Consider the following 17347-nt stretch of genomic DNA (forward strand, 5'->3'; position numbering starts at 1 on the left):
GGCGCATGCCGCTCAGCTCGGGCGGCTCATGTTCTTGCCGTAGAAGATCTCCATCATCTCGTGCTTGAGCAGCTTGGAGATGCGCTTGGCCTCCTTGGCCGAGTAGTCGTCCTTGCCCAGCCCGAACAGGTAGCTGTCGAGGTCAAAGTCCTTCAGCACCATCTTGGTGTGGAACAGGTACTCCTGGTACACGTTCACGTCCACCATCTGGTACTTCTCCTTGGTATCGCGCGAGAGGAAGTCCTGGATGGAATTGATCTTGTGATCGATGAAGTGCTTCTTGCCGCGCACGTCGCGGGTAAAACCGCGCACGCGGTAGTCCATGATCACGATGTCCGATTCGAAGCTGTGGATCAGGTAGTTCAGGGCGCGCAGCGGCGAGATGCGCCCACAGGTGGACACATCGATATCGGCACGGAAGGTTGCAATCCCGCCCTCCGGGTGCGCCTCCGGATAGGTATGCACGGTGATGTGGCTCTTGTCGAGGTGACCGACCACCGTCTCCGGCAGCGGGCCGGGGCCCTCGGTGTAGCCGATCTTCTCGGTGGCCACCGGCTCCTCCGAGATCAGCATGGTCACCGACGCGCCCTGCGGATCGTAGTCCTGGCGCGAGATATCGAGGATATTGGCCCCGATCAGATGGGCCACATCGGAGAGGATCTGCGTCAGCCGCTGGGCGTTGTACGCCTCGTCGATGTACGCGATGTATTCGTCGCGATGCCGGTCACCCGAGGCATAGCAGATATCGTAGATGTTGAAGCTCAGGCTCTTGGTCAGGTTGTTGAAACCGTGGAGCTTGATCTGCTTCTTGTGACGAGGCATGGCGTGTCCTCTTGCCCGGGCCGCAGCGAGCGGCGAATTGTAGACGCCTCGGCCTCCGAGTCCAAGGAAAGAACCCGGGTTCCCGTTCAGCGCGGGGCCGGCCCCTCGACGATCTCGAAGTCGTGGGTCACCTTCGCCGAGGCCCCCAGCATCAGCGAAGCCGAGCAGTACTTCTCGGCCGAGAGCCCGACCGCGCGCCCCACCTGCTTCTCCGACAGGTCATGGCCGTACACCCGAAAATGCACGTGGATATCGGTAAAGACCTTGGGCACGGTCTCCGCCCGGGTGCCTGCGACCGTCACCTCGCAGTCCAGCACCTGCTGGCGCGCCTTCTTCAGCATCGCAATCACGTCGAAGCTGGTACAACCGCCCATCCCCAGCAGCAGCATCTCCATCGGCCGCGCGCCCAGGTTGCGGCCGCCCGCGTCCGGCGCGCCGTCCATCACCACCGCATGACCGCTGTCGGTCTCGCCGACAAAGGCCACCTGGTCCAGCCATTTCACTTTCACCTGCATCGCGCTCGTCCTTTAAAGAGGTGCCAATCAATGAACCAGTGCTCCCTTCCTGCTGTTGGATGAAGGGATCCATGCCTATACTTCAGAGGGACTCTACTCAGGGCGGACCTGCTGCACAAAATCAGTGGCCTGTCGGCGGATTTTGTGAACGGTTCCAGCCACCCCGGCGTGCGGGGGCCAGATGCTGCATTACACTGGCGCACATCCACAGGAAGCTGCTATCGGACGTGACCATGGAAGCCTTGAACAACCCGTTCGTCTACCGCCCGGCCCAGCCGTCGCCCGCGCTGGAGCGTTTTCTCGGCTACTGCCACCGCCGCCAGTACCGCAAGCGCACCACCATCATCCATTCGGGCACGGTTCCCGACACGCTGTACTACGTCGTCAGCGGCTCGGTCTCGGTACTGGGCGAGAACAACGGGCACGAGCTGGTGCTGGCCTATCTGAACAAGGGCGAGTTCTTCGGTGAGCTGGGCATGTTCGAGGACGACCCGCGCAGCGCGACCGTCACCACCCGCGAGGACACCGAGACCGCGGAGATCCCCTACACCCAGTTCCGCGAGATCGTCCAGCGCGACCCCGAGATCCTGATGCTGCTGACCAGCCAGATCGCCACCCGCCTGCGTCAGACCTCGCGCAAGGTGATGGACCTCGCGTTCGTCGACGTCACCGGCCGTATCGCCCACACCCTGCTGGATCTCGCCCGCCAGCCCGACGCGATGACCCACCCGGACGGCATGCAGCTGCGCATCACCCGCCAGGAGATCGCGCGCATTGTCGGCTGCTCGCGCGAGATGGCCGGTCGCGTGCTGAAGGATCTGGAAGAGCGCGGCCTGATCACCGCGCACGGCAAGACCATCGTGGTGTTCGGCACGCGCTGACGCCCGTGCCGCCGCGCCGGGCCCTGCGGCCGGAAAGGGCGTAGTACCTGGCCACCGCCTCCAGCCTGAAGGCACGACGCCCCGCTGGAGGCGGTTACGATTCGCCGCGGAACAACTGCCCCAGGGCCTTGCCCGGATCCTCGGTCCGCATAAAGGCCTCGCCCACCAGGAAGGCATGGATCCCGGCAGCCTGCATGCGCGCGACGTCCTCGCGGGTGTGGATGCCGCTCTCGGTTACCAGCAGCGCGCCCTCCGGCGCCTGATCCTTCAGCTCCAGCGTGGTTTCCAGTCGGGTCTCGAAGCTGTGCAGGTCGCGGTTGTTGATGCCGATCAGGTCGGCGCCGATCTTCCTCGCCCGTTCCAGCTCCTCGGCATCATGCACCTCCACCAGGGCATCCATGCCCAGCTCGCGGGTCAGGAAGTACAGCTCGTGCAGGGCCGTGTCGTCCAGCGCCGCGGCGATCAGCAGCACGCAGTCCGCCCCCAGCACCCGCGCCTCGTAGACCTGATAGAGGTCGATCACGAAGTCCTTGCGCAGGATCGGCAGCTGGCAGGCCACGCGCGCATCGCGCAGGTCGCCATCGCGCCCCTTGAAGAAGTCCACGTCGGTCAGCACCGACAGGCAGGTGGCCCCGTGTTCCTCGTAGCTGCGGGCGAAGGCCTCCGGGTTGAAGTTGGGGCTGATCTGGCCCTGACTCGGGCTGGCCTTCTTGATCTCCGCGATCACCGCGGCGCGGCCGGCGTCGATGTCGCGCTGCAATGCCGCGCGGAACCCCCGCGGCGCAGGCGCCGAGCCCATCCAGCCGCGCAGCTCGCGCAGCGGCCAGAACGCCTCGCGCTCCTTCAGCTCCTCGCGCTTGCGCTCCAGGATGCGCTGCAGGATATCGGGTACTGCGTTGGCTTCGGTCATTGTGCTTCCTTGTTTGCCAGTCGTGCGCTGGTCGCCTGCAGGCGCTCCAGCCGTTCGCGGGCCGCGCCGGAGTCGATGGCCCGGGCGGCGGCCTCGACGCCCGCGGCCAGCGTGTCCGCGCCACCGCCGGCGTAGATCGCCGCCCCGGCGTTCAGCAGCACGATGTCACGCGCCGCGCCCGCCTGGCCGTCCAGCACACCGCGCAGCATGTCGGCCGAGGCCTCCACGCTGTCGACGCGCACGGCATCCAGTGCGGTGGTCGCCAGCCCGAAGTCCTCCGGACGGATGGTGTATTCGCGGATCTCGCCGTCCCTGAGCTCGGCCACCCGGGTGGGCGACGCGATGCTGATCTCGTCCAGGCCGTCCTCGGCATGCACCACCAGCACATGCTCGCTGCCCAGGCCCTTCAGGGCCTCGGCCAGCGGCCGCACCCAGGCATCCGAGAACACGCCGAGCACCTGGTTCGGCGCCCCGGCCGGGTTGGTCAGAGGCCCCAGCACATTGAACAGCGTGCGCACGCCGAGTTCCTTGCGCGGCCCGATCGCGTGTTTCATCGCGCCATGATGGGCCGGGGCAAACAGGAAGCCGACGCCGACCTCCTCGATGCAGGACCCGACCGCCTCCGGCGACAGCCCGAGATGGATCCCCAGGTGCTCCAGAACATCGGCGGAGCCGGATTTCGACGACACCGAACGGTTGCCGTGCTTGGCCACCCGCACCCCGCCGGCCGCCGCCACCAGCGCCGAGGCGGTGGAGATGTTGAAGGTGCCGGAGGCGTCGCCGCCGGTCCCGCAGGTATCCACCAGTCCGGTTCGCGGCACATCCACCCGAGTGGCCAGCGAGCGCATCACGCCGGCCGCCGCGCGGATCTCCTCGATCGTCTCGCCCTTCATGCGCAGGGCCACCAGGAACCCCCCGATCTGGGCATCGGTGGCCTCGCCGGTCATCACCGCCTGCATCACCGCGGTCATGGTGGCCGCGTCCAGGTCCTGGCGCTCGATGAGGGCCGCTATCGCTTGTTGCACCGTCACGGGTTGCTCCTGCGGAAAATCGAAGCCGCTAGTTTAACGTCCGCGCCGGGGCGCGACGACCGCGCGCCTCCGGCCCGCTCCACCACAGCAGCGCCGCGGCGGCCCAGATTACCAGCGACCCGCCGATCAGCCACGGCAGGTGGTCGTCCAGTCGGTCCACCAGGAACAGCGCCAGCAGGGCACTGAACCCCAGTTGCAGGAAGGCCTGCATGGCCGAGGCCATGCCACGGGCGCCCGGATAGCAGTCCAGCGCCAGCAGGTTCAGCGACGGAACGGCCGTGGCCAGGGAAAAGCTGTACAGCGCGAACGGGAGCGTCACCGCGACCACCGAACCCTCGGTGAGGATCCCCAGCGCCACCAGCGCCAGCGAGATCCCGGCCAGCCCCACGCCGATACTGATCGCCAGCGGCGGACTCAGCAGACTGGCGGTGCGCCCGGCCACAAAACCGCCCACCACCAGGCCGCCCACCAGCGGCAGAAACAGCCACCAGAAGTCCTGTTCCTGTCCGCCCAGGTGGACATAGATCACCGTTGGCGAGGCGGCGACGAACAGGAACATCGCCCCGAACAGCCCGGCATGTACCAGGGCCGGGCGCAGAAACGGCGGGTTGCGCAGGGTCCCGAGATACCCCCGCAGGATCAGGGCCGGCTTGCCGGAGGCGCGGCCGACCGGTGGCAGGGTCTCCGGCAGCCAGGCCCGGATCGCCAGTAACAGGATCACGCCGTACAGGGTCAGGAACAGGAATACCGAGCGCCAGCCGAACCCCGCCTGCAAATAGCCGCCGACAATCGGGGCGGCCGCCGGGCCAATCGCGAACATCATGGTGATCAGCGCCAGGACACGGCGCGCATCGGTGGCCTCGAAGCGATCGCGCACCACTGCACGCCCGACCACAATCCCGGCCGCCGCGGACAGCCCCTGGGCCACCCGCAACCCGATCACCTGCCAGTACTCCACCGCCAGCACCAGCAGCAGCGAGCTGAGCACGTATCCGGCGAGCGCCCACAGAACGACCGGGCGCCGACCGAAGGTATCCGACAGCGGACCAGCCACCAGGGTGGCGAGCGCAAAGGCGACCAGGTACGCCGACAGGGTCGCCTGCATCGCGCCGGAGTCGACCCGCAGGGCCTCCGCCATCGCCGGGAACGAAGGCAGATAGGTATCCAGCGAGAACGGCGCCAGCATCGACAGCGGCGCCACCAGCAACGCGAAGCGCCACCGGGTGCGTCGAGTCTGGGTCACGCCGGCTGGGGCAGGCGACGGAGGAAGTTGTCGAGCAGTTCGTGGCCCTGGCGGGTCAGGATGGATTCCGGGTGGAACTGCACGCCCTCGACGTCCAGTTCGCGGTGGCGCAGGCCCATGATCTCGTCGCGCGCGCCGTCCTCGCGCTGGGTCCAGGCGGTGACCTCCAGGCACTCCGGCAGCGAGGACGACTCGACCACCAGCGAGTGGTAGCGCGTGGCCTCCAGCGGATTCTCCAGCCCGGCGAACACCCCCACCCCGGTGTGATATACCGGCGAGGTCTTGCCGTGCATGATCTCGCGGGCGCGCACCACGCGCCCGCCGAAGACCTGGCCGATCGCCTGGTGCCCGAGACAGACCCCGAGGATCGGGATCTCGCCGGCGAAGCGCCGGATCACCTCCAGCGATACCCCGGCCTCGTTCGGCGTGCAGGGTCCCGGCGAGATCACGATCCCCTCGGGGGCGAGTTCCGCGATCCCGTCCGGGGTGATGCAGTCGTTGCGGTGGACCACCACCTCGGCCCCCAGCTCGCCCAGATACTGGACCAGGTTGAAGGTGAACGAATCGTAGTTGTCGAGCATCAGGATCATGTCGAACGTCCCTGCAGAACGGAGGAAACAGGACCGCTACGCGAATCGATGTTCACGCGCGTAGAGCGGACAGGGCCCAGCATAACCCGGCCCCGGGTCCGCCGGCCCGCAACCGCATGGGCGCTGGCGAAACCCGGCACGCTCATCGCGGCAACAGCAGCGCGGCCAGCAGGGTGCCGTCGGCGGCCTCCAGCCGGTGCCCGCCGGGGCTCGGCAGGGTGTGCGCCCGGCCGCGCAGGGCCGGGAGACGATTCATGTCCTGACTGGCCGCATCCACCCACGGGTCGGCCAGGCGCACCACCGACACGTAGCGGATGGGCGGGTGTTCCCGCGTATTCAGCCACTCGAGGTGGGCCGCATCCGGCGAGGTGCCCTCCGGCCCCCAGAGACCCTCGCGCCGGTGCATACCCTCGATCCCGATAAACGGGGCATACAACCCCAGGGCAGAATCGGCCAGCGCATCCGTCACCGAACGCGCCAGGGCGGACCAGCCGCTCCCCGCATGCGGAGCGGAAAACGTCACCAGAGTGGAGATTGCCGGGTGCGGCTGGCGCACCAGCAGCTCGCGCGCCACAACACCGCCACTGGAATGCCCGACCAGCACCAGTTCCTGCCCCGGATGGCGCCGCGCCAGGGCCTCGACGACCTGACCCAGCGCCCGCGCGCGCTCGGGCGGCACTCCGCCCGCCGGCAGGTCCACGGTATAGAACTGGCGCGGGGCCGGGTCGGGAGCACGATCGAACCAGGGGGCCTCCGGCCGAGCCCGGCCGCCATCGGCATACCCGGCGGCGTTCAGGGCCGCGGTGACGCCGGCATGGCGAAAGCCGTCGCCGCGATCCCAGCCACCGGGCACCAGCACCACGATCTGCGCCGCCGCCAGCCCCGGTAGCAGCCATACCAGCAGCGCCAGCAACAAGATGCGAAGGCGGCCGCGCATAGTTGGCCCTCTCAGTCGCGGTGGCGCCGGGGCCCCAGGCCACCCAGGGCGGTCTCGGCCGCGCGCACCACCGCACGTCCCTTGTTCAGGGTCTCCTGCCACTCGCTCTCGGGTACCGAGTCGTGCACCACGCCGGCCCCGGCCTGGATATGCAGCTCGCCGTCGTGCAGCACGGCCGTGCGGATGGCGATCGCGGTGTCCATGTTGCCGGACCAGGAGAGGTAGCCGACCGCGCCGGAGTACGGGCCGCGCTTGACCGGTTCCAACTCGTCGATGATCTCCAGTGCCCGGATCTTCGGCGCACCGGAGACCGTCCCGGCGGGGAAGGTCGCGCGCAGCACATCCATCGGCGAGTGCCCCGGGGCCAGTCGGCCCTCCACGTTGGAGACGATGTGCATCACGTGCGAATAGCGCTCGATGCTCATGGTGTCGGTCACCTCCACCGAGCCGATCTCGCAGACCCGGCCAACGTCGTTGCGTCCGAGATCGATCAGCATCAGGTGCTCGGCGCGCTCCTTCGGGTCCGCCAGCAGTTCGGCCTCCAGCGCGCGATCTTCCTCCTCGGTGCGCCCGCGCGGGCGGGTGCCGGCGATCGGGCGCACGGTCACACGGTCGTCCTCCAGGCGCACCAGGATCTCCGGCGAGGCCCCGACCACGTGGTGGTCGTCCAGGTCCAGGTAGTACATGTACGGCGAGGGGTTCAGCGCACGCAGGGCGCGGTACAGGTCCAGCGGCGGTGCGGAGAACGGCACGCTCATGCGCTGCGCCAGCACCACCTGCATCACGTCGCCGTCCATGATGTATTCCTGTGCCCGCGCGACCGCGGCCTGGAAACCCTCGGCCGACCACCCCGGCACGTACTCCGGCACCGCATGCGGATGTGGTGGATCCTCCGGGGGCACCAGCGGCTCGCCGAGACGGGTCTCCAGCTCATCCAGACGCGTGGCCGCCACGGCCTGGCCATCGGCCTGGGTCGCATCGGCGTGCACCACCAGGTACAGCCGGCCGGAGAGGTTGTCGTAGACCACGACCTCCTCCGAGACCATCAGCAGGATGTCCGGCAGCCCCAGGGCATCGGGCTTTTCCGGGCCTTCCAGGCGCGGCTCGATCAGGCGCACGGTCTCGAACCCGAAATAGCCGACCAGACCACCGGTGAAGCGCGGCAGGCCCGGCAGTTCGGCCACCTTGAAGCGCGCCTGGTAGGCCTCGACCCAGGCCAGCGGGTCGGTCTCCGTGGTCTGTTCGACCACCTCGCCATCGGTCTCCACCGTGATGTCATGGCCGTGCACCCGCACCCGGGTGCGTGCCGGCAGCCCGATAAAGGAATACCGACCCCAGCGCTCCCCGCCCTGCACCGACTCGAACAGGTAGGAGTACGGCCGGTTGGCCAGCTTCAGGAAGATGGACAGCGGGGTTTCGAGATCCGCCAGGACCTCGCGCACCAGCGGGATGCGGTTATAGCCCTCGCGGGCCAGCTGATCGAACTGTTCGGGGGTCATCACAACGGTTCCTGACAAGGGGGATGGACGGCGCGGCGGATCATTCACCGTCTCGCCATCGCTCCGTTGTCCGGTCCGTTGCAATCATGGGTCCGTGTTTCCCTAGGCCGCCCGAGCGGGCAGCAGTCCGGGCAGTTCGTCCAGCCGGTCGAGAACCGCGTCCGGGTCCTCGTCGCGGATGTCGTCGCCGTGATTGTAGCCGTAGGTCATGCAGACGATCTGGAAGCCGGCGGCGCGCGCCGCCTTCACGTCGCTCTTCGAGTCCCCGACCATCAGCGCCTCGGAGGGGTCGACACCCAACTCCTTCGCCGCATGCAGCAGCGGCGCCGGGTCCGGCTTCTTCTGCGGCAGGGCGTCGCCAGCGACCACGATCTCGAAGTCGTCGAGGATGCCCTTCTCGCGCAGCAGCGGCACCGTGAAGCGCTCGGCCTTGTTGGTCACGCAGCCCAGGCGGAAGCCCGCGGCCTTCAGCTGGTCCAGCCCCTCGCGCACCCCCGGGTACAGCGGCGAGCGCCCCGCGGTGTTCTCCTGGTAGATGCGCATGAAGACGGGCAGCGCCCGCTCGAAGGCCTCCGGGTCCGGCTCGCCCTCGAGGTCGTTCACCAGCGCCCGCTTGACCAACCGTTCCACCCCGTTGCCGACCCAGTTGCGCACGGCCGGCTCGCCACGTTCGGGCAGCCCCAGTTCGCGCATCATCGCGTCCACGCTGTAGGCCAGGTCCGGCACGCTGTCGATCAGCGTGCCGTCCAGGTCAATCAGGATCATGCGGGGGCGTTTCAGGGACATCCCGGTCTCCAGTGGCCGTCGATTCAGGCCTTGGCCAGCTCGTCGCGCATCTGCTGGATGATGCTGTCGTAGCGGTTCGGATCGGAGTCGCTGCCGGCACCGAAGATCGCAGACCCGGCAACGAAGGTGTCAGCCCCGGCGGCCTTGATCTCGCGGATGTTGTCGGCCTTCACGCCGCCGTCGATCTCGAGGCGGATATCACGCCCGGAGTCGTCGATCATCTTGCGCGCGGCGCGCAGCTTGTCGAGCGTGGCCGGGATGAACTTCTGGCCACCAAAGCCCGGGTTCACCGACATCAGCAGGATCATGTCGACCTTGTCCATCACGTACTCGAGATAGGACAGCGGCGTGGCCGGGTTGAACACCAGTCCGGCCTTGCAGCCCTCGGAGTGGATCAGCTGGAGGGTGCGGTCGATGTGGTCGGAGGCCTCCGGGTGGAAGGTGATGTAGCTGGCACCGGCCTGGGCGAAGTCCGGGATGATACGATCCACCGGCTTGACCATCAGGTGCACGTCAATCGGCGCGGTCACGCCGTGCTTGCGCAGGGCATCGCAGACCAGCGGGCCAATGGTCAGGTTCGGCACGTAGTGGTTGTCCATCACGTCGAAGTGGACGGTGTCGGCCCCGGCGGCCAGGACGTTGTCGACTTCCTCGCCCAGGCGGGCAAAATCGGCGGACAGGATGGACGGGGCGATGAAATCGGGTTGTGCCATGGAAAGCCTCGCAGGAATCTCTGGGATAGCGGGACCGACCATCGGCCACGCTCTCGGAACCGCGAAACTTTACCGGATGCCGCCATGCCAGGCAAAAGGCGACGCATGTGACGCGCCCTCCAACGCAAACGGGCCGGGGGAGAACCCCCGGCCCGTCGCGGTCTCGCCTGCCAGCGGCAGTGCGCCCGGATCAGTTGAACTCGGCCGCCATGTAGCTGGACAGATTGGCGATGTCGTCATCGCTCAGCCCCTGGGCCTGCGGACGCATCAGGGCCGTGTGATCACCCACCTCCTCGCCGGCGCGATAGCGCTCCAGCTTGTCGGTCAGGTAGTCCGCGTCCTTGCCGGCCAGTGCCGGGAAGATCGCCTGGCCCTGACCCTGCGCGCCGTGGCAGCTGGCGCAGGTGTTCTGGTACTTGGTCTGGCCGGCCTGGATGTCGGCGGCCTGCGCCATGGTGGACAGCATCAGGACACTGCCGGCGATACCGGCCAGCACGAACAGCTTGGTTTTCATTGTTGTGGTCTCCTCGTTCTCGATCCTGGACGGAGTTCACGCCCCGCCTTGATGCGAACATTAGCAGGCGCTTCCTGAATGCTGCATTAACACAGAATCAAACAGGGGCATCCCTGCAGCGCGGCACCAGGCCATTCTCGGCCTCAGCGGCCGTGGATGTAGCGCTCGTCCGACCAGGTCGCCAGCCACTCGGGGCGCACCATCACCAGCCCGGTAATCACGATCCCGTTGACCACCGCCTCGGGCAGCACCAGCAATGCCAGGTAGCGCAGGTAGTCGCGATAGATGTCGACCCAGGCCAGCTCGGTGAACAGGCCGTAGATCGCCGCCGAGGCCAGCACGGTCGCCACCACCGAAAGCGCGCCGCCGAGGAAGCCCACCGCATAGAGATAGATGAACATGTGCGCGGGCAGGTAGTTCTGGGACAGCCGCAGCAACCCCCAGGTGACCGCGACCGGCAGGATGCCGGCCAGCAGGACCGTCAGCGGGAAGGCCGCCAGCGGCAGGGCGCCGAACAGGCCCAGGGTCGCCACCACCAGAAACACCATCAGGATCGCCAGCTGCCAGCCGAACATCAGGGTCACGGTGGTCATGCCAAGGAAGTGCAGGGCGAGGCCATCGAGCGTCTGCGCCCGCAGGCTCCAGATCAGCAGCAGGCACAGCGTGGCGATCACGAACAGCTGCGCGCGACCGGGCACGAAGAAGGCCTCCCAGGGCATGCGCCGGAGCATGACCAGCATGCCGAGGCCCAGCAGCACGGCGGACAGCACGCGGAGCGCGACCGGGAGTTCGCCCGCCCCCTCGACCATGGTCAGTCGGGCTCGCGCACGGCGGCCGCGACAGTGTACTCGCGGCCCTGCTTGACCTTGTCGTAGTTGCCGAACACGTCCTTGAACCCCTTCTCGATGAACCGCCGCAGTCCGGTAATGGTTACGACATAGATGCGTCCGCCGGGGTTCATCTGCTCGTGGGCGTCCAGCAGATAGGTCTGCAGCATCTCGCGCCCGACCTTGGCCGGCAGATTGGAGGTCACCAGATCGAACCGCCGATCGCGGATGCGCGAGAAGCCGTTGCTGGTCAGACACTCCACATTGGCGATGCCGTTGAGCTCGGCGTTGCGCTGGCTGTACTCCACCGCCAGATAGTTGGTATCGACCAGGGTCGTCAGCCCCTGCGGGGCCTTGCGCGCAAGCGTCAGGCCGATCGGGCCGTAGCCGCAGCCAAGGTCCAGGCAGGCGTCCGCCGGATGCACCTCGATGCGCTCCAGCAGCATGCGGGTGCCGTCGTCGATTCGCCGCGGGGAGAACAGCCCCCAGGTGGTGCGAAACCGCAGATGCTCGCCCGCCAGGGTGTCCTCGAACTCAAGGTCGCGCTTGAGCTCCGCCTGTCGGGCGCGTCGCGCCTGGGCATTTGGGAATGCCTCGGTCATGCGGCGCCCTCCCCGCCGGCACTGGCCAGGCCCTGCCACAGGGTCTCGGCAGTGGAGGCCACCGCGGTGGCATCATCCTCGCCCGGCAGGCCGAGTACGTTCACATGCCCCATCTTGCGCCCCGGGCGCGCCTCAGCCTTGCCGTACAGGTGCAGTCGCGCCCGGCCGGCCGCCAGCACGCCCCGCCAGTCGGGCGTGCCGCCCGCGGGCCACAGGTCACCCAGCAGATTCACCATCGCCACCGGCGCGGTCAGCAGGGCCGGCGCCAGCCCCAGGGCGCAGACCGCGCGCACCTGCTGCTCGAACTGGCTGACGGTGCAGGCATCCAGGCTGTAATGCCCGGAATTGTGGGGACGCGGCGCGATCTCGTTGACCAGCAGTTCGCCGTCCGCCGTGAGGAAGAACTCGACCGCCAGCACCCCCTGATAGTCGAGCCGCTCGGCGACGTGCCGGGCGATGGCCGTGGCGCGCTCGCGCACCTCGTCCCCGGCCCGTGCCGGGACGCGCGTCAGGTGCAGGATGCCGTCACGATGGGTGTTCTCCGCGACCGGAAAGGCCTCGGTGGCGCCATCGGCGGTACGCGCAACCAGCACCGACAGCTCGCGCTCCAGCTCCACCCGGGACTCCAGCACGCAGTCCACCTGGCCCAGCTCGGCATGCGCCGCCGGCAGTTCGCCGGCCGCGGCCAGCCGCACCTGCCCCTTGCCGTCATAACCCAGGCGCGCGGTCTTCAGGATTGCCGGGAAACCCGGGGCTCCGGCATCGGTTTGCACCTCGGGCGTCAGACCCGCCGGCACCGCCTGCCACGGGGCCACCGCCACGCCGATCTCGCCGAGAAAGGCCTTCTCCTCGAGGCGGTCCTGGGCAACCGTCAGGGCGCGTGGCCCGGGGCGCAGACAGGCGTGGGCATCCAGCCACTCCACCGCGGCGCGCGGGATGTTCTCGAACTCGGTGGTAATCACCTCGCAGGCCCCGGCCAGCGCCTGCAGGGCATCGGGGTCGTCAAAGGCCTGGCACAAGTGGCGCGCTGCCACCCGCCCGGCCGGGCTGGCCGGGTCCGGGTCGAGCACCCAGACGGCATAACCCATGCCCTGTGCGGCCTCCACGAAATAGCGGCCGAGCTGCCCCCCACCGAGCAGCCCGAGAGTCGCAGGTGGCTGGATCATGACGGGTCCGGCGGCAGGGTCTGCCCGAGCACGGCCTGGCTCTGGGACTGGCGGAAGGCATCCAGACGCTCGCGCAGTTCGGGATCGGTATTGGCCAGCATCGCGGCGGCAAAGAGCGCCGCGTTGGCGGCCCCCGCCTCGCCGATCGCGAAGGTCGCCACCGGGATCCCGCGCGGCATCTGGACGATGGAGAGCAGCGAGTCCTGGCCCTTCAGGTGACGCGAGGCCACCGGTACGCCCAGCACCGGTACCGGGGTCTTGGAGGCGAGCATCCCCGGCAGGTGCGCGGCCCCGCCCGCCCCGGCGATGATCGCCTGCAGCCCGCGCCCGCGCGCCTGTTCGGCGTACTCGAACAGCAGATCCGGCGTGCGATGGGCGGAGACCACCCGGGCCTCGAACGGAATGCCGAGTTCATCCAGCACATCCACCGCCCGCTCCATCGTGGCCCAGTCGGAGGTGCTCCCCATTACCACGCCCACGCGCGGCGCCCTATTGCCAGCCGTCTCAGTCATGGCCCGAACGATAGCGACCCCGGCCCCACCCGACAAGCCGTGTTCACCACGAAGCACACGAAGGCACGAAGAAAACCCCGGTCGGAGCTACAGAGACATGATGCGATTCGCTTTGCTCTGCACATCTCTGCACATCCTGCCGCCCCCGATACCATTACGGCCTTCTCTGTGCTCTCTGTGTCCTCCGTAGTGCAACCGCCGTTGACCTTCTTCGTGTCTTCGTGAGCTTCGTGGTGCATCAAGCCCGCGCCCGGTAGAATCGCCGCATGACCGATACCCTGCTCGAAAGCCATATCCCCGACCTGGAACTCGTCCATCGCGGCAAGGTGCGCGACCTTTACGCGGTGGATGCCGATCACTGGCTGATGGTCACCACCGACCGCCTGTCCGCGTTCGACGTGATCCTGCCGACCGGCGTGCCCGGCAAGGGCCGGGTGCTGACCGAGATCACCCGGTTCTGGATGGACAAGATCCAGCGCGAGCTGGGCATCCCCAACCAGCTGACCGATATCCCGCTGGAGCAGGTCATCCCGGACCCGGCGATTCGTGCCCCACTGGAAGGACGCAGCCTGGTGATCCGCCGGCTGGAGGCCCTGCCGGTGGAGGCCGTGGTGCGCGGGTACCTGATCGGCTCCGGCTGGAAGGACTACCAGGCGAGCGGCGCGGTCTGCGGCATTCCGCTGCCGGACGGGCTGGAACTCGCCTCGCAGCTCCCGGAGGCGATCTTCACGCCCAGCACCAAGGCGGACGTCGGTGACCACGACGCCAATATCGACTTCGATGCGGTGGTCGCCACCATCGGCGCGGAGCGGGCCCGCCAGGTCCGCGATGCGGCGCTGGCGATCTACGCGATGGCACGCGACTACGCGGCCGGGCGCGGGATCATCATCGCCGACACCAAGTTCGAGTTCGGCGTCGACGCCAACGGCACGCTGCACCTGATCGACGAAGTGCTGACCCCGGACTCCTCGCGCTTCTGGCCGGCCGACCAGTACGCGCCGGGGCGCAGCCCCGAGTCCTTCGACAAGCAGTACGTGCGCGACTACCTCGAGACCCTGGACTGGGACAAGCAGCCGCCGGGCCCCGAACTGCCCGCGGCGGTGGTGGAACAGACCGCCGCGCGCTACCGCGAGGCCCTGGAGCGCCTGACCCGCGCCGCATGAGCGAGACCCTGCAGGGCCTGTTCGTCACCGGCACCGATACCGGCGTCGGCAAGACCTTCGTCGGCTGCGCGCTGCTGGAGTGCTGGCGGCAGCAGGGCCTGGCGCCGCAACCGCGCAAACCGGTGGAGTCGGGCTGCCCGCCGGGCCCCGACGGCCTGCTGCCCGAGGACGGGCTGAACCTGACCCGCGCGGCCGGCCTGCCGGACACCGCGATCGCACAGGTCACCCCCTGGCGCTTCCCCGATGCCATCGCCCCCGACCAGGCCGCCGCGAACCAGGGCGTGCACCTGACGCTCGCGGAACTGGCGGCGGCCTGCGCCGGCGAAGGCACGGGGCCACGGCTGGTGGAGGGCGCGGGGGGCTTCTACTCGCCGCTTTGTGCCGACGGCCTGAACGCGGACCTCGCCGAGCACCTCGGGTTGCCGGTGCTGCTGGTCGCGGAGGACCGGCTGGGCACGCTGAATACCTGCCTGCTGACCCTGGAGGCGCTCGAACGGCGCGGCCTGAGTCTGGCCGGGATTGTGCTCAACCGCCGCCGAGCGGACTGCGACCCGCGGCTCGACAACGCCACGGCCCTGCGCGCCCGGACCCGCGCCCCGGTCATCACGTCACCGGAAGGCATCACCCGCGCAGCGCTGGTTCAGAAGCTCTCGACCTCGAAGTTGTCCGGGCGCACCCCGCCGGAGGACTCGCGCTCCTGACCACGGGCTTCGGAGTCGGCCGGGGCCGGCTCCTCGTCGGCGGCATCGGCACGGAAACCGGCCAGCGTCTCGCGCAGGGCGCGGGTCCCTTCGCGGTCGACCCGGCGGGTCTCGATGATATGCACCGGGCGCTGCGATTCGCCGTAGTAGGCCTCGTTGAAGTCGTCACGCACGGTCATACGCGAACCGGAGAGACTCATCCCCAGGTAGGCGCCGCGGGCGCGGGAATACGACAGGAAGTCGGCCGTGGGGGTCGCACTGCGACCGGCCCCCACCGGGCCCGCGGCCACCGACGCATCCGCCCCGAGACGGATGGCAGAGCCGAACATGGAGTCGACCGCATCCTGGGTGCGCGCGACCATCACCACCTCGGCGGCATCGCCGCCGAACTGCATGCCGAAGCTGACCGAGCCGAGCGAGTAGAAGGCCACCGGGGAATAGTCGCCGCGCTCGTCGTCCCACGCGAGGAACACCCCGATTCCGCCAGACCCCCCGATCAGGAAGGCACCGCGTGCCACGCGCGGGAAAATAACCACGCCGCGCGCGTCGCGCAGGTCCTCCTTCAGGGACTCGTACTCGGGATGGGTGGCCATGTTCTCCACCGTCGCCTGGGCGCGGTCGATAATGTCCTGCGGATCGATCTCGCGGCTGAACGGGTTGGCCTGAGCCGCTCCGGCGAACGCCACGAACAGCAGAAGAGCAAGAATCTGGGGCATCCTTCGGTGCATCGAGGAATCCTCCATAACGGTGTTCCGATGGCGGCATCATGGCACAAAAAAAGGGGGCCGAAGCCCCCTTTTTCGTGCTGCAATCCGCAGGATCAGTTGACCTTGGGATCCAGCTCGCCGGACAGGTAGCGCTTGACCATGTCGTCCAGGGAGATCGGCTTGATCTTGGACGCCATGCCGGCGCAACCGAAGGCCTCGTAACGGGCCTGGCAGATGTCCTTCATGGCCGCGGTGGAGGCCTTCAGGAATTTGCGCGGGTCGAATTCCTTCGGATTCTCGGCCAGGAACTTGCGCACCGCACCGGTGGAGGCCATACGCAGGTCGGTGTCGATGTTGACCTTGCGCACGCCGTGCTTGATGCCTTCCTGGATCTCTTCAACCGGCACGCCATAGGTCTCGCCCATGTCGCCGCCGTACTTGTTGATGATGTCCAGCCACTCCTGCGGAACGGAGGAGGACCCGTGCATGACCAGATGGGTATCCGGGATGCGCTTGTGGATCTCCTTGATGCGCTCGATGGCGAGGATGTCACCGGTCGGCGGACGGGTGAACTTGTAGGCGCCATGGGAGGTACCGATGGCGATCGCCAGGGCGTCGCACTTGGTGTTCTTCACGAAGTCGGCCGCCTCGTCCGGGTCGGTCAGCAGCTGGTCGTGGGACAGGGTGCCCTCGGCCCCGGAGCCGTCTTCCTCGCCGGCCTGACCGGTTTCCAGAGAGCCCAGGCAACCCAGCTCGCCTTCCACGGAGACACCGCAGGAGTGCGCCATCTCGGAGACCTTGGCGGTTACGTCACGGTTGTACTCGTAGGTGGCCGGGGTCTTCATGTCGGGCATCAGGGAGCCGTCCATCATCACCGAGCTGAAACCGGACTGGATGGAACGCAGGCAGACCGCCGGCTCGGAGCCGTGGTCCTGGTGCAGCACGACCGGGATGTCCGGGTACTGCTCGATCGCGGCGATGATGTTGTGACGCAGGAAGGGCTCGCCGGCGTACTTGCGGGCTCCGGCGGAGGCCTGAATGATCACCGGGGAGTCGACCGCAGCGGCCGCTTCCATGATCGAGTGGACCTGTTCCATGTTGTTGGCGTTATACGCCGGCATGCCATAGCCATGCTCGGCGGCATGGTCCAGAAGCTGGCGAAGTGAGATCAGTGCCATGGATTCCTCCTTACGGGATTCGGACTGAGGTAGTAGATAAACCGATTCTT

20 protein-coding genes are annotated in these 17347 nt (G+C 68.0%); 3 read left to right on the forward strand and 17 right to left on the reverse strand.

Annotation, left to right across the window (positions count from 1 at the left end):
- Window positions 1–12: 12 nt before the first annotated feature.
- Both speD and H609_RS0111810 read right to left on the reverse strand, forming a co-directional pair.
- On the reverse strand, window positions 13–822 hold the full coding sequence (gene speD / locus H609_RS0111805) for an adenosylmethionine decarboxylase (protein WP_017942843.1): 810 nt from the start codon (window positions 820–822) through the stop codon (window positions 13–15).
- 86 nt (window positions 823–908) lie between these two features.
- Complete coding sequence (locus H609_RS0111810; RefSeq protein ID WP_018865921.1) at window positions 909–1337, reverse strand: OsmC family protein; 429 nt, start codon at window positions 1335–1337, stop codon at window positions 909–911.
- A gap of 233 nt (window positions 1338–1570) precedes the next feature.
- Here H609_RS0111810 and crp point away from each other — a divergent pair, with 233 nt between their 5' ends.
- A complete protein-coding gene (gene crp, locus H609_RS0111815; RefSeq protein WP_018865922.1) occupies window positions 1571–2218 on the forward strand; it encodes a cAMP-activated global transcriptional regulator CRP in 648 nt (215 codons plus the stop codon).
- A 94-nt stretch (window positions 2219–2312) separates the two neighbouring features.
- Here crp and trpC read toward each other — a convergent pair whose 3' ends face one another.
- The 13 genes from trpC to purE all read right to left on the reverse strand — a co-directional run bounded on the left by trpC (window position 2313) and on the right by purE (window position 13548).
- Window positions 2313–3128 carry an indole-3-glycerol phosphate synthase TrpC gene (trpC, locus tag H609_RS0111820; RefSeq protein WP_018877234.1) on the reverse strand — a complete coding sequence of 272 codons (816 nt, stop codon included), beginning with the start codon at window positions 3126–3128 and terminating at the stop codon, window positions 2313–2315.
- A complete protein-coding gene (trpD, locus tag H609_RS0111825) occupies window positions 3125–4159 on the reverse strand; it encodes an anthranilate phosphoribosyltransferase (RefSeq protein ID WP_018875974.1) in 1035 nt (344 codons plus the stop codon). Before trpD ends, trpC begins: the two co-directional genes overlap by 4 nt.
- Before the next feature lie 28 nt (window positions 4160–4187).
- Complete coding sequence (locus tag H609_RS0111830; protein WP_018875973.1) at window positions 4188–5366, reverse strand: multidrug effflux MFS transporter; 1179 nt, start codon at window positions 5364–5366, stop codon at window positions 4188–4190.
- A 32-nt stretch (window positions 5367–5398) separates the two neighbouring features.
- Window positions 5399–5992 carry an aminodeoxychorismate/anthranilate synthase component II gene (locus H609_RS0111835; RefSeq protein WP_028485025.1) on the reverse strand — a complete coding sequence of 198 codons (594 nt, stop codon included), beginning with the start codon at window positions 5990–5992 and terminating at the stop codon, window positions 5399–5401.
- A 142-nt stretch (window positions 5993–6134) separates the two neighbouring features.
- On the reverse strand, window positions 6135–6929 hold the full coding sequence (locus H609_RS0111840; protein ID WP_018875971.1) for a triacylglycerol lipase: 795 nt from the start codon (window positions 6927–6929) through the stop codon (window positions 6135–6137).
- 11 nt (window positions 6930–6940) lie between these two features.
- Window positions 6941–8428 (reverse strand): anthranilate synthase component I, encoded by a 1488-nt coding sequence (gene trpE / locus H609_RS0111845; RefSeq protein ID WP_028485026.1) that lies wholly within the window; start codon window positions 8426–8428, stop codon window positions 6941–6943.
- Between the two features lie 102 nt (window positions 8429–8530).
- A complete protein-coding gene (locus tag H609_RS0111850; protein WP_028485027.1) occupies window positions 8531–9214 on the reverse strand; it encodes a phosphoglycolate phosphatase in 684 nt (227 codons plus the stop codon).
- Window positions 9215–9237: 23 nt separating this feature from the next.
- Window positions 9238–9927, reverse strand: coding sequence for a ribulose-phosphate 3-epimerase (rpe, locus tag H609_RS0111855; protein ID WP_028485028.1), 690 nt, complete (start codon window positions 9925–9927; stop codon window positions 9238–9240).
- 190 nt (window positions 9928–10117) lie between these two features.
- On the reverse strand, window positions 10118–10441 hold the full coding sequence (locus H609_RS0111860; RefSeq protein ID WP_018879363.1) for a c-type cytochrome: 324 nt from the start codon (window positions 10439–10441) through the stop codon (window positions 10118–10120).
- A gap of 143 nt (window positions 10442–10584) precedes the next feature.
- Window positions 10585–11250, reverse strand: coding sequence for an energy-coupling factor ABC transporter permease (locus H609_RS0111865; RefSeq protein WP_018875970.1), 666 nt, complete (start codon window positions 11248–11250; stop codon window positions 10585–10587).
- A 2-nt stretch (window positions 11251–11252) separates the two neighbouring features.
- A complete protein-coding gene (locus tag H609_RS0111870) occupies window positions 11253–11870 on the reverse strand; it encodes a class I SAM-dependent methyltransferase (protein WP_028485029.1) in 618 nt (205 codons plus the stop codon).
- Window positions 11867–13036, reverse strand: coding sequence for a 5-(carboxyamino)imidazole ribonucleotide synthase (locus H609_RS0111875; RefSeq protein WP_028485030.1), 1170 nt, complete (start codon window positions 13034–13036; stop codon window positions 11867–11869). The genes H609_RS0111870 and H609_RS0111875 overlap by 4 nt, the downstream gene beginning before the upstream one ends.
- Entirely contained in the window at window positions 13033–13548 is a 516-nt protein-coding gene (gene purE / locus H609_RS0111880) for a 5-(carboxyamino)imidazole ribonucleotide mutase (RefSeq protein ID WP_026280268.1), read from the reverse strand. Before purE ends, H609_RS0111875 begins: the two co-directional genes overlap by 4 nt.
- A 266-nt stretch (window positions 13549–13814) precedes the next feature.
- Between purE and H609_RS0111885 the strand changes: the two genes are divergently transcribed.
- Window positions 13815–14711 (forward strand): phosphoribosylaminoimidazolesuccinocarboxamide synthase, encoded by an 897-nt coding sequence (locus H609_RS0111885; RefSeq protein WP_018877228.1) that lies wholly within the window; start codon window positions 13815–13817, stop codon window positions 14709–14711.
- Window positions 14708–15412 carry a dethiobiotin synthase gene (gene bioD / locus H609_RS0111890; RefSeq protein WP_018865937.1) on the forward strand — a complete coding sequence of 235 codons (705 nt, stop codon included), beginning with the start codon at window positions 14708–14710 and terminating at the stop codon, window positions 15410–15412. The genes H609_RS0111885 and bioD overlap by 4 nt, the downstream gene beginning before the upstream one ends.
- On the opposite strand, the gene H609_RS0111895 is transcribed toward bioD, so the two are convergent.
- Window positions 15352–16128 (reverse strand): lipid-binding SYLF domain-containing protein, encoded by a 777-nt coding sequence (locus tag H609_RS0111895; RefSeq protein WP_018865938.1) that lies wholly within the window; start codon window positions 16126–16128, stop codon window positions 15352–15354. The genes bioD and H609_RS0111895 overlap by 61 nt on opposite strands.
- A gap of 104 nt (window positions 16129–16232) precedes the next feature.
- Entirely contained in the window at window positions 16233–17297 is a 1065-nt protein-coding gene (gene fba / locus H609_RS0111900; RefSeq protein ID WP_018865939.1) for a class II fructose-bisphosphate aldolase, read from the reverse strand.
- Window positions 17298–17347 lie beyond the last annotated feature (50 nt).

This window comes from Thioalkalivibrio sp. ALE17, from assembly GCF_000425605.1.
Lineage (GTDB): Bacteria > Pseudomonadota > Gammaproteobacteria > Ectothiorhodospirales > Ectothiorhodospiraceae > Thioalkalivibrio.